Annotated in this window: 14 protein-coding genes; 5 read left to right on the top strand and 9 right to left on the bottom strand. The window is 40.4% G+C overall.

Features of this window, described 5'->3' with window-relative positions:
• Nucleotides 1-3: 3 nt before the first annotated feature.
• The 7 genes from ID165_RS06865 to ID165_RS06835 all read right to left on the bottom strand — a co-directional run bounded on the left by ID165_RS06865 (nucleotide 4) and on the right by ID165_RS06835 (nucleotide 7,955).
• Entirely contained in the window at nucleotides 4-1,053 is a 1,050-nt protein-coding gene (locus tag ID165_RS06865; protein WP_192349624.1) for a FecR family protein, read from the bottom strand.
• Between the two features lie 137 nt (nucleotides 1,054-1,190).
• Nucleotides 1,191-1,775: an RNA polymerase sigma-70 factor gene (locus tag ID165_RS06860; protein ID WP_192349623.1), complete on the bottom strand. Its 585-nt coding sequence runs from the start codon at nucleotides 1,773-1,775 to the stop codon at nucleotides 1,191-1,193.
• A 299-nt stretch (nucleotides 1,776-2,074) separates the two neighbouring features.
• Nucleotides 2,075-2,512: a VOC family protein gene (locus tag ID165_RS06855; protein ID WP_192349622.1), complete on the bottom strand. Its 438-nt coding sequence runs from the start codon at nucleotides 2,510-2,512 to the stop codon at nucleotides 2,075-2,077.
• Nucleotides 2,513-2,629: 117 nt separating this feature from the next.
• Nucleotides 2,630-4,009: an MATE family efflux transporter gene (locus ID165_RS06850; RefSeq protein WP_192349621.1), complete on the bottom strand. Its 1,380-nt coding sequence runs from the start codon at nucleotides 4,007-4,009 to the stop codon at nucleotides 2,630-2,632.
• 306 nt (nucleotides 4,010-4,315) lie between these two features.
• Nucleotides 4,316-5,029, bottom strand: a complete 714-nt coding sequence (locus tag ID165_RS06845) for a 6-phosphogluconolactonase (RefSeq protein WP_192349620.1) — start codon at nucleotides 5,027-5,029, stop codon at nucleotides 4,316-4,318.
• 119 nt (nucleotides 5,030-5,148) lie between these two features.
• Nucleotides 5,149-6,537 carry an MATE family efflux transporter gene (locus tag ID165_RS06840; RefSeq protein WP_192349619.1) on the bottom strand — a complete coding sequence of 463 codons (1,389 nt, stop codon included), beginning with the start codon at nucleotides 6,535-6,537 and terminating at the stop codon, nucleotides 5,149-5,151.
• Nucleotides 6,538-6,995: 458 nt separating this feature from the next.
• Nucleotides 6,996-7,955 (bottom strand): tryptophan 2,3-dioxygenase family protein, encoded by a 960-nt coding sequence (locus ID165_RS06835; protein ID WP_192349618.1) that lies wholly within the window; start codon nucleotides 7,953-7,955, stop codon nucleotides 6,996-6,998.
• 119 nt (nucleotides 7,956-8,074) lie between these two features.
• Here ID165_RS06835 and ID165_RS06830 point away from each other — a divergent pair, with 119 nt between their 5' ends.
• The 5 genes from ID165_RS06830 to ID165_RS06815 all read left to right on the top strand — a co-directional run bounded on the left by ID165_RS06830 (nucleotide 8,075) and on the right by ID165_RS06815 (nucleotide 12,796).
• Nucleotides 8,075-9,280, top strand: a complete 1,206-nt coding sequence (locus ID165_RS06830; protein WP_192349617.1) for an acyl-CoA dehydrogenase family protein — start codon at nucleotides 8,075-8,077, stop codon at nucleotides 9,278-9,280.
• Nucleotides 9,281-9,481: 201 nt separating this feature from the next.
• On the top strand, nucleotides 9,482-9,616 hold the full coding sequence (locus ID165_RS26900; protein ID WP_255505160.1) for a hypothetical protein: 135 nt from the start codon (nucleotides 9,482-9,484) through the stop codon (nucleotides 9,614-9,616).
• A gap of 126 nt (nucleotides 9,617-9,742) precedes the next feature.
• Nucleotides 9,743-10,723 (top strand): hypothetical protein, encoded by a 981-nt coding sequence (locus tag ID165_RS06825; RefSeq protein WP_192349616.1) that lies wholly within the window; start codon nucleotides 9,743-9,745, stop codon nucleotides 10,721-10,723.
• A 130-nt stretch (nucleotides 10,724-10,853) separates the two neighbouring features.
• Nucleotides 10,854-11,684: a DUF2726 domain-containing protein gene (locus ID165_RS06820; protein ID WP_192349615.1), complete on the top strand. Its 831-nt coding sequence runs from the start codon at nucleotides 10,854-10,856 to the stop codon at nucleotides 11,682-11,684.
• A 71-nt stretch (nucleotides 11,685-11,755) separates the two neighbouring features.
• Nucleotides 11,756-12,796: a serine hydrolase gene (locus tag ID165_RS06815; RefSeq protein WP_192349614.1), complete on the top strand. Its 1,041-nt coding sequence runs from the start codon at nucleotides 11,756-11,758 to the stop codon at nucleotides 12,794-12,796.
• A gap of 109 nt (nucleotides 12,797-12,905) precedes the next feature.
• Here ID165_RS06815 and ID165_RS06810 read toward each other — a convergent pair whose 3' ends face one another.
• The gene (locus ID165_RS06810) at nucleotides 12,906-16,643 is read right to left on the bottom strand and encodes a T9SS type A sorting domain-containing protein (protein WP_192349613.1); all 3,738 of its coding nucleotides are present in this window, start codon (nucleotides 16,641-16,643) and stop codon (nucleotides 12,906-12,908) included.
• Between the two features lie 123 nt (nucleotides 16,644-16,766).
• Nucleotides 16,767-17,861, bottom strand: a complete 1,095-nt coding sequence (locus tag ID165_RS06805) for a DUF1573 domain-containing protein (RefSeq protein ID WP_192349612.1) — start codon at nucleotides 17,859-17,861, stop codon at nucleotides 16,767-16,769.
• Nucleotides 17,862-17,872: the final 11 nt, after the last annotated feature.

Genomic DNA, 17,872 nt, shown 5'->3' with positions numbered 1-17,872 from the left:
TGGTTAGAGGCTGCATGCATTTCCTTTGATAATGATGCTGAGGTTGTTCACTTCATATGACATTCCGGTGGATTGACATATCAAATCAAGTTTGGAGTACATGTTTTCATCATTTAAATCACCGGTAAAAGTGCAATTGTATATTCTCGAATCATCGGGTATGATATTTATCCCATAGGTTGATTCAATATCATTCAAAACCTGTTGCAGCTGTACATTTTTATAGTTAAACCCAAACTCGACAATAGCTTGCGCACTCTTGAGTGGTTTTGGATTATCAACTATTGCAGGGATTAACTTTTTTGAATCTTCATTGAAGACTACTTTTTGATTCGGCGTGATGTAAACCTCCTTATTCGTATCACTTGCAAACATGCCTTGGTTATTGGCAATGACCAGCACTTTTCCTGTGACCACTTCCACTTCACTTTCTGGAGATTCTCCCGACCTCACGTAGAAACTGGTCCCAATAACTTTGGTAATCAAACTATTAGAAAACACATAAAATGGACTCTCAGCATTTTTACTAACTTCAAAAAATGCCTCTCCCGACAAAACGACCTCTCTTTTATCCTTTTCAAACGCTGTCGGATAAATTATTTTGGCTCCTGCATGAAGGGTTATCCTACTTCCATCTTCCATCATCACCGGCATAAGTGAGTCAGTTGTGTTTTCCTTCGTAATAGGCTCGGCAATCGCTGCTATCCGTTCTTGCTGTGTGAAACCGGATTGTTTATAGAGAACATTGAACAACAAAGCTGCACAAATAACAATACCGACCACTGCCGCAGCAGCCATAAACTTCGGCCACAGGCTAACAGCACGAACTTGGTTGATTGGCTCAATTTGCTTTTTTGATGAAGATGCAGCTTTATCAATGACACGAGCCCACATTATTTCCCCGATTGACTCCAATTCCTCTGCACTTATTTCAGGTAAATTATACTTCTTGTCCAGGGAATCGTACCACGCTTTCACGATTTCCCGTTCTTCATCGGTACAGTTGCCCGATTGAAAGCGTTCCAGTAAATTCTGAAGGTAATCTCTGCTCATAATTTGCTCAATTCATGTGTATAGTCAATCAGACTTAGCCTATCCCTAAACACGGGATGATATTTTTGTGAATTTTTGTGAATTTGTTCCTATTGGGCTAATACAGGAATTTGATCGGATGGAAAATCGGTGATCGACTACCAAGTTTTGAAGATCCAAAAGAGAATTACCATCAGGTATTCTTTTAGATAAATCCTCATCTTCTTAAGGCTTTGACTAATATGGTATTCTACAGCCTTTTCGGAAAGGTCCAACAGGTCAGCTATTTCCTTTACCGGTTTGTTTTCCTCCCTACTCATTTTAAAGACCATCCTTGTCTTTTCGGGAAGCGAATCCATAGCAAGGCTTATACTTTCCGACAATTCATTCAGTCTGGCCAAATGATCGCTGCTACTCTCTGAAGAATTAAAGTGATTTTCGGCAAATTGCCTGTACTTTTCCTTTACTGCCTGAGATTTGTAAAAATTAATGATAGCATAACGGATGGACTTGTTCAGCCAGCCTGAAAGGTGCTGAATGCCGACCATATTTCTTCGATCCCATAAGCTCATGAATAGATCTTGGGTAAGCCCCTCCGCTTTTTCCTTGCTTCCAATCTTTCTGTATGCCTGTAAAAAAATTAGTTTCCAATAGCGGTTGTATATTTCCTGAAAGGCATTCTTATCTTCTTCATTTACTAAACGATCAACTAACTCTTCATCTCGTAGTAAAGAGTAATTCATAGCGTTTTGTTTAATATTTTAAATGCTGACATAGAACTTCATGTGTCTAAAACTAAGTAAAATTAATTTTAGAATAACATGGTCAACCCAATTGATACAGGAGATTTATTGAATAAACTCCCTGTTTCCTTACAAATACTAAAACAAAAATGACTTTTTGATATGGAATTTTCATTTAGCCCCAATCCGGTTCCTATTAATTGGCCGAATGTCAAGCTTTTTAAATCAGGCTTAGTACTCAGTCAAAAACTAAGCAGCCGGGAATAAAATTTCCCGGCAGAACAAAACTCAGTATTAGTTTACCCTTGCTGGGAAGCCTCATTAAAACTGATCATCCAGTTTATTCCAAATTTATCTGTAAGCATCCCAAAATAATCTCCCCAAAAGGTATTGTCCATGGGCATCGTCACTTTCCCTTCTGCTGAAAGTTGAGTGAAAAAAGTATCTGCTTTTTCCTTGGAGTCGGTAGTTATTGAAAGTGAGAAATTATTCCCCACAGTCAACGGCCCACCATGTCCGCCGGTGTCACTTCCCATCAGTACGCATTCCTTGCTGATCGGCAAACTGATGTGCATGATTTGATTTCTGGCTTCGTCAGAGATTGGATAATTTGGATCTGCCGGCATATCAGAAAACCTCCCTACATGGGCAAACTCTCCTCCAAAAACAGTGCGATAGAAATTGAAGGCATTCTCACAATTCCCTTCAAAAGTCAGGTAAGTGTTAATTGTAGTCATAGTATTTAGGGTTAGTTATAAATCTGCTTTTAGTGTTGTTCATTTGTATTGCGAGACACGACCAATTACTTGTTTATGCAGTCCAATTTATGGAAACGGTAGCTTGAGGACAAGCAATTACACTTCCTTCAGCTTCCACTTGCCTTTTCTGAAGAAGTAAAGGGCAACCAAAGAATGGAAACTATGGCTAAATGAAATAGAAATAAATATTCCCAAATGAGCCAGGCCGAAGGTAAAAGCGAGCACATATGCCAAGGGAATCTCAATAAACCATAACACCCCGATATTAATCCAAGCCGGCGTTTTGGTGTCACCCGCTCCATTAAACGCCTGGGTCAACACCATTCCCACTGCAAAAAACACATAACCCAGCACCACTACCCAAAGCCCTTGGGCCGCTACCTGCCGTACTTCCGGAATATCCGTGAAGAAACCCGCTAGCTGTTGGTTAAACAGCAGGTAAATCCCGGTTACCGAAGCCATGAAAATCACTGTGTATCTTGTAGTCATCCAAACAGCTTTTTCTGCGCGATCAGGTTGTTTTGCTCCCAGATTCTGTCCTACCAATGTGGATGCAGCACCTGATAAACCCCAAGCAGGTAAAAGTGTGAAAATCAATATTCTAAAGGCAATAGTAAAACCGGCCAAGGAAGCTGACCCAAACTCTGCATTCATACGGGTAAGCGCGATCCACGAAACCGAATCGATAAGAAACTGCCCCATACCACCTACTGCGATCTCCATGATTTTCTTGATGATTTCCCAAGAAATAGCGATGTTCTCCTTTAAGATTTTTAGCTTATGCTTACCATTAAACAAGTGATACAATTGGTACACCACCCCTACTCCTCTACCAAAGGTAGTGGCTATCGCAGCTCCTTCCAGGCCAAAGCCTGAGAAACTCCCTACTCCGAAAATCAAAATGGGATCCAAGATCATATTCAAGCCATTGGCTATCCAGAGCGAGCGCATTGCGTGGTGCGCCTGTCCTGCTCCCCGAAATGCCCCATTCAGCAAAAATAACAGCATAATTGCAGTGTTACCCGCAAAAATAATCCTTGTGTAACTCACGCCGGTCTCAATGACTTTAGTCTCCGCTCCCATCAAACCCAGAATATCCGGCGCAAAAATCCATCCCAGAACTCCCAATACGATGGATATCACTCCCCCAACAATTAGAAGTTGGAAAGCTGCTGCCCCTGCCTCCTTGTATTCCTTTTCACCAAATCTTCTGGATATTAAGGCCGTGGCAGCCATGCTTATCCCAAACCCCATAGCATAGACCAGTACTACTACAGATTCTGTCAGACCTACTGTTGCGATGGCGTGCTCTCCGAGTTTTGCCACAAAGAATATATCCACTACCGCAAAAGCCGACTCCATCATCATCTCCAGGATCATGGGAATCGCCAGTACGAAAATGGCGGTTTTAAGTGAAAGGCTGGTAAAGTCCTGCTCTTTGCCTCGCAGGGCGTCTTTGATTAATTGCCAGGTCATTGTTGGTTGGAAAAATTATGAAGGGCGAAAGAAAGGAAAATTTTCGATCACAGGAAAACCACCTGAGTTAATAAAGGGTTACCAAACGCATATCAGACACATTTTGTCGCTTTTCACCTCGGCTTCCCGTCTTACAATCACCTTCTTTATTCTCATAAATACGTGTATCTGCTTTTCTGCAAGCAAAGAGACCAAAGCATTCATTATAGGTATTGGTTAACCACTATCGCTAAGGCCGCTTCGGTCACCTGACAGGGTGAACAAAGGAATTTTGACTAGTGCCATCTTTGCGGGTATAGGGATTTCTCAATGCACCGACTTCCTATCCACGATCACATGAACATTCGGATGCAACCAAAGTAGAGATGCCGGCAAATCTGTTCTTATTTTTCCTTCCATAAGTAAATCCAAAGCTGTTTTTTTGCCTTTTCCCGTGACAAAGAGAATAACCATTTTGGAGTTCATAATATTTCCCACACCTAAGGTCATACCTTCAGTGAGAGGAATCCCAACTTTTTCAATCATCCCACTTACCAAAGTCACGGGATGAAGTTTGGCTACATGGCAATCAGGTTGGAGGAATTCGGCAGGTTCATTTAGAGCAATATGCCCATTGATCCCTATTCCCAGAATACAGATATCTATTCCATGATGATCATCTATTTCATCCTGAATTCTATCGCATTCAGACTCTGAATCCTGGGTTTCCACTTCGAAAGAAATGTATCGATCGCCTCGGATTCCCAACTTTTTCAACAGCTTCTCCTGAATGTCATACTCCGAAGTAAAGGTTGAATCATTTGTTAGCCCAACCCACTCATCGAGTTTGATCACTTTCATCCAATCAAAAAAGCTAGGTGAATCAGCATGCTTCTCTGCCATCAATTCATACAGTCCAGCAGGAGAATTGCCACTTGCGGCGCAAAAAAGTAAATCGGGATTGATCTCCACTTCGGCATGCACAAGCTCAGCTCCCAGTAGACTCATCTCTTTGTAATTCTTACAATTGTGTAATTTCATGTGTTTATAATTGTTTTCTATTGGCCACATGGAATCTCGCACGGTTTATAATCATCCCACTGTGTGTCGTCTTCGACATGCTCGATTTAATAAAGCTAAATTACAGGAGAAAGCTACATTTACCCCAAGCCCGATTCCATCCATTCATTTCTATGTCGGAAGGTTCGGATTTTCCAGTATCCGGTTTTGTAATATGCAAAGGCAACCATGGCTGCGATTAGATTAGAAATTGGAAATGCCCACCAAATTCCCTCAAAGCTCAGATCTGTTTTGGCAGAAAGCACGAATGCTACAGGAAAGCGAACCATCCAAAGACTAAAGATGGATATGAGCATGGAAGCTTGGGTAAATCGGGTGCCGTTAAACACACCATTCAGCACCTGTTGCACTCCCAAAAGCCCAAAACTCAAACTCATAATCCGGATGAATCTCGCTCCGTCCTTTATGACTTGAGGATCATTTGGAACAAAGAAAGCAGTTAACTTTTCTGCGAAAACAAAAAGCAGTAAGCCAATTCCTGTCAATCCAAAGAAGGCTATTTTAACACTTAGATCTCCTATTTTTTCCGCACGTTTGATTTGCCCTGCTCCGATGTTTTGACCCACCAACGTGGTAGTAGCTATTCCCATCCCAATGGATGGTACTATGACCAAACTTAGAATTCTAGCCCCTATTCCATAGGCAGCAACTATCTCGCTTCCAAAACTCGTCACGAGCATGACCATCACAGTCATAGCTGCGGCTCTGGAGGATTGCTCCAAGCTCGCAGGTATTCCCAATTCAAACATTCGTTTTACCCAGCGAAATTCAAGCTTCATGCTGCTCAATCTGATCTTAATTCCCTGTTTGCCTCGAAACAGAATAAACAAACCTGCTGCTGCGGACAAACCTTGCGTGATAATGCTGGCTATAGCTGCTCCTGCCACCCCATAGCCTTCTATGCTTCCGTAACCAAAAATAAATAGGGGATCCAGAACCAGATTCAAAAGAACCGTCCCAAATACGATGTACATCGGGAGTAGCACATTTCCAATTCCCCTCATCAAGGATTGAAAGACGAAAAACATAAAGAGAAAGACAAAACCGAATGAGGAAACCTGAAAGTAAGTAACCGAGTCATTCAATATCTCCGGCCCTGCTCCCACCAAATTCATCAAGGGCGATGCTACTGCGTATCCCAAAAATGCTAAGAGAATTGAAATCAAAAAGACAATAACCACAGTTTGTGAAGCTGCGAAATCAATCATTTTTTTATCATTTGCACCCTTGAACTGCGACACGATCACTGTTCCGGCAAGTGTAAGTCCTGCACCCAAAGAGAGCACAAGAAACAAAATAGGAAAGCTGATACTTACCGCAGCCACAGCATTTGCGCCCAATCTTCCCAGCCAAAACGTATCGATTAACTGATAAGCTGTTTGGAGGATATTGGCCATAATAATCGGCCAGGCAAGCGTAAAGAGACTACGGGCTAAACTGACTTCCTTTACTGGATTTTTCTTACTCATTCATCATGCGTTTGAGATGGATTAACCATACAGGCCAAGATGCCAGTAAAATTCTGGAATCAGAAATTTATCCTCGCAGAAGAATCAGTTTGAGGTAAAATTTTAGGTTTTTCCGCTATTTCACCTCCAAAGAAAGAAAAAGTAAGAAGCGGGTAACTCGAGTTTTGAGGATACATCGGCCAATACTTCCAATTAACGAATGATCGTTGTCAAACTTCTCAATTTGTCACTCCACAAGTAAAAGCCAAATCCTAGTTCTGCGCTCTTTCCTTATGCTTAGCCGGATATACTTAATAAAACACATGGTTTTCCTCTATGATGCCAGTAACCATAGTTTCTTTACTTTAGAGGATTGACGGCAAAACCGAAATTGCCTCAATAACATAGATTCGCCCTTCAAATTATGCCTTTATCCAACATCTTGCTACTTAATACTAGCGTGCTGCTACTCCCAAAAACTACTCTTCCCTAAAAATCTCCTTCACCACCCATCCTTTTCCCCACTCTTCCCGCTCAGATTCTGACCATAATTCCGGGTAGAAAATCACTTTTTGAAAACGCGGAGGAAGATATTTCTGCCAGTTGGTGCCACCCGTAGCTGCGATATCCACAGGGTCTCTTTGCAGAAAACGTACAGCTGACTTGTAGTGGGCAAGGGGCCAAAAGACATTTGCCTTTAGATCAAACTGCTTCATAGATTCAGTCAACTCCTCTGTGGGGTTAGGCACATCGATGTAGCGCTGCCATAAATTTTTGCGCCGATAGCCATCCATTAAATCCATCAATTTCTTGCTGTATTTGGCTTCAAAGTTTTTTAATGTAAGCGTCTTCTCCCCCGTTGCCAATTCGATTGCACCCTGTTGCCAATACAGGTTTTCAAAAATCTCATCTGTAGGCGTATGGAAATCAGGATCGGTACGCTTGTCCAATGCCACCAGATTGAAGGCATCTGCAGCCATCAATTCTATCTCTCTATATTGGGCACTTTGAAATCCACTGGAAGGAAGCAGAGACATTCTGAATTTAAGAAACTGCTCCTGCTCCATGCCTTTCCACATCATCGCAAACGAACTGATAAGATGGTCAAAGTACATATTGATCCGCTCCAGCTTAGCCAGAAAATACTTCTCTGTAATAGGCTGTTCCTCTGCAATTTGCTCCATTTCAGATATAATCAGCTTAAAATACAACTCGGTGATCTGATGATAGATGATAAAGATCTTTTCGTCCTTGAAAGAGGTTTTGGGCTGCTGTAGAGAAAGCAATACATCCAAATTGATGTAATCCCAGTAGGTAAGGTAATCTGAATAAAGCAGCCCTTCCAGATAGGACAGCATGTCTTGACCGGAAGCTTTGAATTTCTTCTGGAGAAGTTCTATTTTATCTAATATCTTGGGATCAAATTGTGATTCCTCCATGAGTGCTTTTAGGATAAAAAGGTAGTATTTTCGTCAGCGATCTATTTACTTGGGATCAGCTGGAGATTTTTAAATTCCCGACAAAAGTCACAGATTCATCTTAATAAACCAAAAATAACATGGAGTCAGTTGAAATACGAAAGTCACTGAAGCAAGATACCTTCGATGGTGTTGATTTTTTAGACCTCGATGACTTACTCACAGGGGAGCATAAATTGATTAGAACTTCCATCCGGGATTTTGTCAAAAAAGAGATTTCGCCTTACATAGAAGATTGGGCTCAAAAGGCTTATTTCCCTACCGAAATCGTCAAGAAATTTGGTGATGTCGGAGCTTTTGGCCCACAGATTCCCGAGCAATATGGCGGTGGCGGATTGGACTATATTTCCTACGGCCTGATCATGCAGGAGATAGAGCGGGGTGACTCAGGTATGAGATCTACGGCTTCTGTCCAAGGATCATTGGTGATGTACCCTATCTATAAATTCGGTTCGGAGGAACAGCGAAACAAATACCTTCCAAAACTGGCTTCAGGAGAAATGCTGGGCTGCTTCGGTCTTACCGAACCCGATCATGGTTCCAATCCAAGTGGCATGGTGACCAACTTCAAAGATATGGGAGATCACTTCTTACTGAATGGTGCCAAACTATGGATCTCCAATTCCCCCCAAGCTGATATCGCAGTCGTGTGGGCAAAAAATGAGGAAGGAAGAATTCACGGATTGATCGTAGAGCGGGGCATGGAAGGTTTCAGCACTCCGGAAACCCACGGAAAATGGTCGCTTCGGGCTTCATGCACCGGTGAACTTGTTTTTGATAATGTAAAAGTCCCAAAAGAAAACCTGCTCCCGGGAAAATCAGGTCTCGGAGCTCCGCTGATGTGCTTGGATTCGGCACGCTTTGGAATCGCCTGGGGGGCGATAGGAGCTGCCATGGACTGCTATGAGTCTGCAAGAAAATATGCTGCTGAGCGTATCCAATTCGGCAAACCTATTGCCAGTTTTCAGCTGGTGCAGAAGAAGCTTTCCGAAATGCTCACCGAAATCACCAAAGCCCAATTGCTTGCCTGGAAAGTAGGCAAAATGATGAATGAGGGAAAAGCCAAGACTGTCCATATCTCCATGGCAAAACGAAACAATGTGGAGATGGCTTTAACCATCGCCAGAGAAGCCAGACAAATCCACGGAGGAATGGGCATCACCGGGGAATATCCGATTATGCGTCATATGATGAATCTGGAATCGGTGATCACCTACGAAGGAACACATGATATACACTTGCTGATTTTGGGGCATGAGATTACTGGGATTCCGGCATTTGTGTGAGGGGTTTTACCGCAGAGGGCACGGAGGGAGACGCAGAGGGCGCGAGAATAAAAGTCATAAAACATATTCAGGTACATTTCTAGGCAGAGTAGTTTTTAGCGTATATTGAAAAATAAATAGACGTAAGCAATTTAAATTTTAAGATCGCAAAATGCGATCTTGTAAGGCGAATGGGGATAAAAACAGATAAATGCCTGTCTTATGACACATCACAGGAGAATTCCTATTATGCGTCATATAATGAATCTGGAATCAGTGATCACTTACGAAGGAACTCATCATATTCACTTGTTGATTTTAGGTCAGGAGATAACGGGGATTCCGGCTTTTGTGTAGGGTGTTTTACCGCGGAGGGCACGGATTAAGGTTTATTAGATAATAGCAATTATTATAAACAAGCATGATACAAGTAGTAAATTGGTTCTGAAAATTTTCTTCTTGTAGTTAAGAAAAAAAAATAAAATGGATAGAAGACAATTTAAATCGACATCAATATTTAGAATGCTTGAACAAATAATAAGATCAGAGCTTCACCAATATAGAGATTTTATTGAAGAAACTTCTCGTGATTTAAAATCAAAAATTAATCAAATTGAAAAGGAATTTGAAGAAATTAAAGGGTCAGAGAATGAAAATGAGTATTCTGAAACGTTAATTGATGAATATTGGAGATATGATAAAGTGTTCTCAAAACTAACCTATAACCCAATGCTTTCATCAGTTTATGGTTTTTTAGAACATTGGTTAAAAAAAATATGCGAATATGATAATCAAAAAGGATTTTCAAATATTTCAGTTTCAGATTTATCCGGCAGAAATTATATTGAAAAAAGCAGATTATATTTAGAGAAGATAGCTTTTATTTCATTAACCGAATTAGAAAAGGATTGGGTTAGAATTCAAAAAGTACAACAAATTAGAAATTTAATAACGCATAATAATTCTAACATTTTTAAGGGTAATTCAAAGATTAATTATAATAAAGAACTTTTTAAGTTACTTCAAAATGAAGAAAGTATTGAGTTTGACGAAAAAACAGGGAATTTTTATATAAAAAACAGAAAATTCATTTTAGAGATTGTTGAAATCGTTGAAAATTATTTATTAGTAATTTGTGAAAAAATTTCAAAACTGAAAGTTGTAGCTAAAAACTCAAATCTCCCCTATGATATGACAATTTGGGGAATAGAGAAATCTGAAAACCTATTAAATAGCGTAATTAATGGACTTAATTTATTAGACACCAATAACCTCAGCAATGACGAATTGAAATTACAAGAAACACTAAATAAAACGCGTACACAATTCGAGGTAATGGTATGGGATTTAACAAAACTACTTTCATTTTTCTCAAACGGGAAATGGACTATTGCAGATAAAAATTTAATTATTGAGGAAAGAAGTGATGGATTAGATAAACTAAAGGAATTATATAAAAGTTAATCGAAACACATTTCTCAAACAATCGATAACGAATCTCAGTGGATCAAACAACAACTCTAGACCTAAGCACATAACATCAAATTTAGATATATTAAATATAAATATTATAGATAAAATATTGAAATAAATTATGGAACGTGAAGAAGCATTAAAAATTATTCAAGAAAAAAATTGGAATCGCTTAATTGAAACTTTAAGAGATAATGTTATATTTGAAAACCTGATTAGTGACCCAATATTTGCCAGTTTATTTCATGATAATTTCATAAAGGAGCTCTTATCTGAACAAATTCTCGATAAAGATGATGAACTCATTTATTTGAATTCTGTTTTTAATTTTCATAAATCCAATAGTTATTCATTTCAACTGAAAGATGAAGACTTAGAAAATCTACTTATTCGATTATTTGATATTACAGGGAATATAGAATTCGCCAAGCAGAAACGTGAACACCCGAAATTTAAGCAAGCGTTGGCTGACCATAAAGAAAAACAGATTGGTGAAAATCGGGAAATCGCTATTTTAGAAAATTTATTGATTGAAGAAATAGATGCAATTAAACGAAATAAAACAGATTCGATATTCAAATCACCTCAAGAGAAAGAATTTTTTTTAGCTGCATCCAAAGTTTTTTCAGATTGTATAATCCTCCCAAATGTATCACTCTCAATGGTATTATCTTCTAATTTATTAGACACTTTAGGTAATCATGAAAAGTGGTTTTTTCTATCATCATCAATAGACATAGTGATTGTAGACTCCTACACACACAAACCAACTCATTTTTTTGAACTTGACAGTGGCTATCATGATACCCCCAAGCAAATTGAAAAGGATAATTTAAAAAATAAGTTGATTTCGGAGTCAGGACATAAACTCTACAGAATTAGAAAGAAAAAACACAAAGATCAAACACAGAGATTTATCGAATGGCTTACTCAGATTAAAAACCAAAACTAATCTAGCAGACTTCTGGAAGTTATAAACCAGAAGTGCGTGTTCACCAAAGATCCATATCTTCCGTAAGGACCATGACCAATCCCAAAATCCAACAACCCCTCCGAATTCTATTTATTCTTGCAAGTATAGGTTCGCTGTATTTTGTTCCTTGGGTTTTGGTGAAGGCTTGGATTTTACCCCTACCCGATTCAGTTCAGGAGCAGCTGGAGGAAGGAATTGAACAGGGGTTTGATGGAATGATTGTTTACGTGGATCAGGGTGGAAAGTCCCCAGAGTTTTATGCCACTGGTTGGCATGACCGAAACAAGAAAATACCTGCCTATCCACAGGCCTTATTTAAGATCGCCAGTATTACCAAGCTTTATGTAGCTGTGACGACTACCAAACTAGTCAAGGAAGGACGTTTGTCTTTGGATAAAACACTGGTGGAGTACTTCCCAGAGCTTGAAGGAAGAATAGAGAATGCGGATAGAATCACCCTAAGAATGATGGTGCAGCATAGATCCGGAATTCCGAATTTTACAGATCATCCAGAATACTGGATCAAGCCACCAACGAGCAAACAAGAGACTTTAAATTACGCATTGGATTTACCGGCAGACTTTGAACCTGGTGAAGACTATGGCTATTCCAATACAAACTACCTGCTGATCTCTGATCTGATAGATAAAACGGTTGGCTATCCCCATCAGCAATATATCAGAGAAGAAATTTTAGCACCACTTGGGCTAAAAAATACCTACACTTCTCTGAGTGAAGTCGATATGGATGAGGTCATGAGCGGGTATTATGTTGGGATTGACAAAGACTTCAAGACGGAAGACACCGGCCTAATGCTTGCCACCGCTGAAGATGTCGGGATATTCCTACGGGCGCTAAATGATGGTTCAATTTTCGATGAAGGGGAACAGGAGATCTATTCCTCCATTTACGCTTACGAACATACAGGTTTGCTTCCGGGCTATCAGAGTATTGCCAAGTACCACAAAGACATAGATACGGTGGTAATCCAGTTTAATAATACCAGCAATTTTGATGGGTACGACTGGAACTTGGCGGAAATAATCTACAACCGTGTTGTTAAAATTGTGAGGCAGGATAGAGAGGATTAAGGAAGTAATGGCTTTGTTTTCGAAACATCTGCTTAGAATCTGTGACCTTTTCAGCGTCTATCTGCGGGAAATCAAAACAGAATTTTAGGCTAACTGCAGATTTGTATTCCTATTTTTTCATCAGCTTCCCAACAAACATCCGGTTTTCCTGACTCTCCACCATAATCACATAAGTTCCTGCGGCTAAACGGGAAATAGCAAGCTTAACAGCATTTGGGCTATGACTAATCACCTCCACAATTGAACTGACATCCTTCCCATTTTGGTCATAAATTCTCATCGAATTCTCAGCAAATTCCAAATCACCCAAGGTTTGGATTTCCACTTGACCCGAAGCCGGATTTGGATAGATCTTCAGTTTCTCTGAAAGTATGCTCCCCGGCTGGAGTATTCCAGAAATGGTCATAGTCACAGAAGTAAGCCTCGCAGTACAACCTGCCTCATTGGTCAATTCTACCGCATATTCTCCCATAGCGTGTACTTCCATAGTCCTGGAAGTCTCTCCGCCGATTTCAACATCATTTTTAAACCATTTGTAAGTAAAATCCCCATCCGGTGCGCTCAGGATATTTCCATCTTCCTCGATCTCTCCATTTGGTTTAGCTATCGTTTCCACTTCGAATTTCTCCGTTTCAAATAGACATCCGCCGGCATATCTCACGATGGCATGATAGCTACCACCCTCTTCTACTGCTAAGGTTTTGTCTGTTGTTCCGCTGATAACAGTTCCATTCTTGTGCCATCTCACTACTTCGAAAACAGCTTCTGATTCCAGTGTGAGCGTTTTACTATTACCGATACATAGGAACGCAGAACCGCTTATTGTTACTGGCTCAGAATTGGTGGATTTCACAGTCACTTTGGCTAGTTTCTGCACGGCATTCCCGGCAATATCGAAAGCTCCCACTTCTACTGTTATTTCTTTTCCTATATCATCACACCCCACAGACTGTCGGCTAAGCTTCACTTCTTTGATTCCACAGTTATCTGTGAGAGAAGCTATAAAATCCTCTGAATTCAATGCTTCTTTACCTGTAGACAAATCAACCACCACCTCCACATTTTTGGTGACTAGAACCGGATTTGATTTATCCCTAACTATCACCTCAATTTCCTCTTCAGCAACTGTTCCCTTTGAATCAGTTATCTTGACAACAACTGCATTTGACCAAAGGACATCGCAAGAAAATTCCGATTTGCTTAATTCCACTGTGAATTCTGAATTAATGGGCCACTTCGTAAATACGTGTTCAGGCTTAAGCGTTGCCTTCCCTTCTTTCACAAGCTCTAACTCAATTTTATCTTTCACCACTGGCCATTCAGGAGCACCATCAAAAGTCACTTCGACTGGTTTAGAAAACACCTCACATCCATTTAAAGTGCGAAGTTTGGCTTTATAAACCCCAGTTTTGCTAACCATAAGCTCCTTATCAGAACTAGACGATATCAGCCCTTCTCCGCTATACCAACCGAGTACCTCAAAAGGAAACTCGGAGCCTAACATTAATTTCACCGGATTTCCATTTTGGGATTCTGAAGTTACAGTCAGCGAAACCTTGACCGATTCAATTACATCAAGGGTAATGAAAGAGCGTATGGTGGATTTATTATTAGATTGATCCGAAACAGTGATATCCACATCCAGTCTTCCTTTCTCGTAGTATTCCTGCAAATCAGCACAAGTTATAGTCTTGGATCTACCAAACGTAACATCATAATCTCCTGAACAATTATCCTGAATATCAATATCGGTAAAGTCATCCTTACTAAATTCAACTTTTCCGATCACAGGGTCAAATTCAAACGTCTTTGATATTGACCTGAAATAAGGTTTGATAGTATCCAGTACAAACAGTCTGACTCCATCTTCCCATATATCTCCTGAAGCGGAGTTTGTAGAGGTGATAGTAATTTCATTCTCTCCTAAATCCCTGCAGTCAAATTCGAATCCTTGGGACGATGTAAATGTGAAAGATGCTGCCTCTTCAGGTTGATCTTTTAAGAAGTCAAGCGAGGTTAAATACGCTTTTCCTTCGTGATCAAGGTAGATTGTCACAGAATCATTTACTACTGGCACAAACTCCGTTTTGCGTAGCGGAATCTTCATGCTCACCTCATCCTTATACACTCTCCGCTCTATTTTCTGAAGGTTGTAATTTTGATCCATCACCGGAAAAGCGTAAACCGGGGTGAATTTGATCAAAGCAAATTCCTGATTTCCCTCCACGCTTTTCTCCAAATTCACTTCCAGATGCCCATAATGTTTCCCGCCATCAGTCAAGACTGGATTTGTACCGCTCATATCCCATTGCTCTGGTTCGCTCTGGTCTGCAGTCCATTTCCTGTATTGATTATAATTCAGTGTATTGAATGGATTACCGAACCAGTCTCTCTTCTCTCCCCGCATCCCATCTCCAGCTACACCTACATCATAGTACATAATGCCTTTGCCATCCCCATCCTCATCTACAAAACTTCTTTCAAACAACTCATCATGCCCAGATAAAACAGCGATTACACCATATTTTTCCAACATTGGATTGAGAACCTGCATCGGTGTACCTACTTGCCCCACAGAAAGTTCATGATTCATCGGTACACCATGCTCTCCAGAGGAGTAAGCGATGTGGTGGTATTGCACAAAGATCAATTGCCCATTTTCACTGGCCTCTTTAAGGTTTTCCTCCAGCCAAATATATTGATCGCTGCCTGGTCCGAAACCACTTAAATCATTTCCTCCAGCAGCGTTATACTGTGCTTGATTATAGTTCTCCTGGGTATCTGTGCCTGGCACAGTAAATTGCTTCCCAGTGAGCTTTGGTTGTCCTTCGAAATCAGCGGCTGTTTGGTCTGGTGTACCATTACTGGAATCCAAAGTCAAAATCGTCACTGGCCCATAATCTACCCTATAGTAGCTTTGACGATGTTTTTGTAATGGGTCTTCAGTGGGTGTTTCAAAATAGGTATGGAAACGCTTCCTTCCCACGAGAGGGATAAATTCACCTTTTTCATTAGTCCCATACCCACCATTAATTCCTCCATAGGCTTCCCAGTTTCCCAATGCAGGAATAATCGCATATCTGGACAATCCATTTCCAATCTGACCTGCATTATGCCTGAAAAATTCATCCCAAGCCGGTTGATATCCACCTCCCTGAACCAAGTCTCCGGGCATAAGTATAAAATCAGGACTTCTTGAATCTATTATTTTTAGATTTTCATTATATCCTTTTTCCTCCGTGAGAAAATAATTAAGGAACTCTATACCCTGCTCTGTAGTGGTTCCAAACTTTTCTTTCCACAAAGTAGGGTTAGAAAAAGGACGAAATAATGGCTGTCCGGGATACCAAGCTCTATTTGTCACCCGACCTTTTGGATCTGTTTCAGAATCTGCTAAGGCGATAAATCTAATTTTATCCCAGTTGGACTTAGATTTTGGAGTGGTAAATGACCCGGAATAATCAGAATCTGACAGTGTGACCGTATAGTTCACATCCTGATCTTGCGGCAAATCAACATAAAATCTATACCGAAATATATGGTCAGTCTTTAGCCAACTTCCTTGTTCAAGACCATTGATATTCTGGCTTTTTTCCTGTGAAGTATAATAAATATCCGGAACTGCCTCAGCATCAACTTTACCTCTGAAAATAACTGACCCTTCTTCGCCTACGAGTTTAATAGAACTCTCTGCCAACGAATTACTAAACCATGTAAGTTGGATTTTGTTGTTGCCATATACTTGCAAATAGGGATATATGCGGAAGGGGTTTATCTCAGTAGGCTTCAGCGAGGTGAAAACCATGCAAATTAACAATCCGACACTAAACAGTACACGTCTTTTCATCTATAAAAATTCAGATTAATTATATAGTATCATTGTGGGAAAACACAAAAACACCTCTCCTATACTACAAAGTATCAAAATATTCCGGATTTGAAAAAAATGACCAAATTGCCCCAATAACTCTTATTCTACCCTACTTTTCAACAAAAACAATTGAACCGGATTCAGGGGGTCGTTGCTGAAGATGTAAATATTCCGCTGATCAATCCCCTGTCTTCCTATGGGGTCAAAGACTACTTTAAGTTCGATGGACTCTCCCGGATCAAGTGAGGTTTTTGGCAGCTCAAGTTTCAGACACTCACAATTCCCCTGGATTTTCTTGATTTCCAGCACCTGCTTTCCCCTATTACTTAGCGTAACATATTCGACTTGAATTTTACCTGAAGTGATTGTTTTCAGATCAATTACTTTAGGATCAATAACAAGCTGTGGAACTAGGTTTAAATCGTCTTTGCTAAAAGGCGCATAATACTCAAACACATCCGCCAACACATCCAAGTCTATGTAAGTAGAGCTGTCTTGCCAATTGAGTGAAATTCGATCTTCGACATATCCTAAATCACCTTTCATGGCTCCATCATAGAGCACCTGAAGCAGTCCGCGGTCATTGGGCAATATGGCATCCGAAAGTTGGCTTACATAAATATATTCAGGGCCATCATACATCAGACTGTCTTTATAGAAAATCTTCTCCCCAAAATTATATACCTCCACTTGTTTCAATTTAGGCTGATTGGTCAAGACTTCTCCCACATTGATTTTAGAAAGTCTAAATCCCAAATCTCCCTTTCGTGTTCTATACGTTCCCTCAGGATCGCTTGCTCTCGGTATGGCATTTCCTTCAATATAAAGCGTATCCTGAACACCCATAAGGTTTCCCTTAACCACAATCATTCTGGAGAAATACCCGGCACTTGAGGATGGGTCAAAAGAAACCAACAATGACCCGCTTTCTCCTACTACCAGGGTGTCCTTAGTATAATCAACTGTTGTACACCCGCAATCCGTCCAGACTTTTTCTATGAAAAAAAGAGAATCCTGTGTATGCGTAAACTGAAATTCCGCCATCTGTGGACCCTGCTCTTCGAGAACCGTTCCCAAATCTACCTTGTTTACTGCCCAGATCACCTTAGGGGTGATAGCATCTTGACCCACTGCAAGTTGGGACAAGAAGCAAAGGATTAAGAGCGCAGAGAGGGTCTTTTCAATTCTAATCATACCCGCAATTA

Source organism: Algoriphagus sp. Y33 (assembly GCF_014838715.1).
Classification (GTDB): domain Bacteria; phylum Bacteroidota; class Bacteroidia; order Cytophagales; family Cyclobacteriaceae; genus Algoriphagus.
The sequence above is the reverse complement of the archived record's forward strand: the minus strand, read 5'-3'. Positions and strand labels throughout refer to the sequence as shown.

Bases quoted from the DNA above. Each gene is read 5' to 3' on its own strand.
- ID165_RS06865 (WP_192349624.1), bottom strand. From the start codon at position 1,053: ATGAGCAGAGATTACCTTCAGAATTTACTGGAACGCTTTCAATCGGGC.
- ID165_RS06805 (WP_192349612.1), bottom strand. From the start codon at position 17,861: ATGATTAGAATTGAAAAGACCCTCTCTGCGCTCTTAATCCTTTGCTTC.
- ID165_RS06820 (WP_192349615.1), top strand. From the start codon at position 10,854: ATGGAACGTGAAGAAGCATTAAAAATTATTCAAGAAAAAAATTGGAAT.
- ID165_RS06810 (WP_192349613.1), bottom strand. From the start codon at position 16,643: ATGAAAAGACGTGTACTGTTTAGTGTCGGATTGTTAATTTGCATGGTT.
- ID165_RS06815 (WP_192349614.1), top strand. From the start codon at position 11,756: ATGACCAATCCCAAAATCCAACAACCCCTCCGAATTCTATTTATTCTT.
- ID165_RS06825 (WP_192349616.1), top strand. From the start codon at position 9,743: ATGGATAGAAGACAATTTAAATCGACATCAATATTTAGAATGCTTGAA.
- ID165_RS06850 (WP_192349621.1), bottom strand. From the start codon at position 4,009: ATGACCTGGCAATTAATCAAAGACGCCCTGCGAGGCAAAGAGCAGGAC.
- ID165_RS06855 (WP_192349622.1), bottom strand. From the start codon at position 2,512: ATGACTACAATTAACACTTACCTGACTTTTGAAGGGAATTGTGAGAAT.
- ID165_RS06835 (WP_192349618.1), bottom strand. From the start codon at position 7,955: ATGGAGGAATCACAATTTGATCCCAAGATATTAGATAAAATAGAACTT.
- ID165_RS06830 (WP_192349617.1), top strand. From the start codon at position 8,075: ATGGAGTCAGTTGAAATACGAAAGTCACTGAAGCAAGATACCTTCGAT.
- ID165_RS06860 (WP_192349623.1), bottom strand. From the start codon at position 1,775: ATGAATTACTCTTTACTACGAGATGAAGAGTTAGTTGATCGTTTAGTA.
- ID165_RS06845 (WP_192349620.1), bottom strand. From the start codon at position 5,029: ATGAAATTACACAATTGTAAGAATTACAAAGAGATGAGTCTACTGGGA.
- ID165_RS06840 (WP_192349619.1), bottom strand. From the start codon at position 6,537: ATGAGTAAGAAAAATCCAGTAAAGGAAGTCAGTTTAGCCCGTAGTCTC.
- ID165_RS26900 (WP_255505160.1), top strand. From the start codon at position 9,482: ATGACACATCACAGGAGAATTCCTATTATGCGTCATATAATGAATCTG.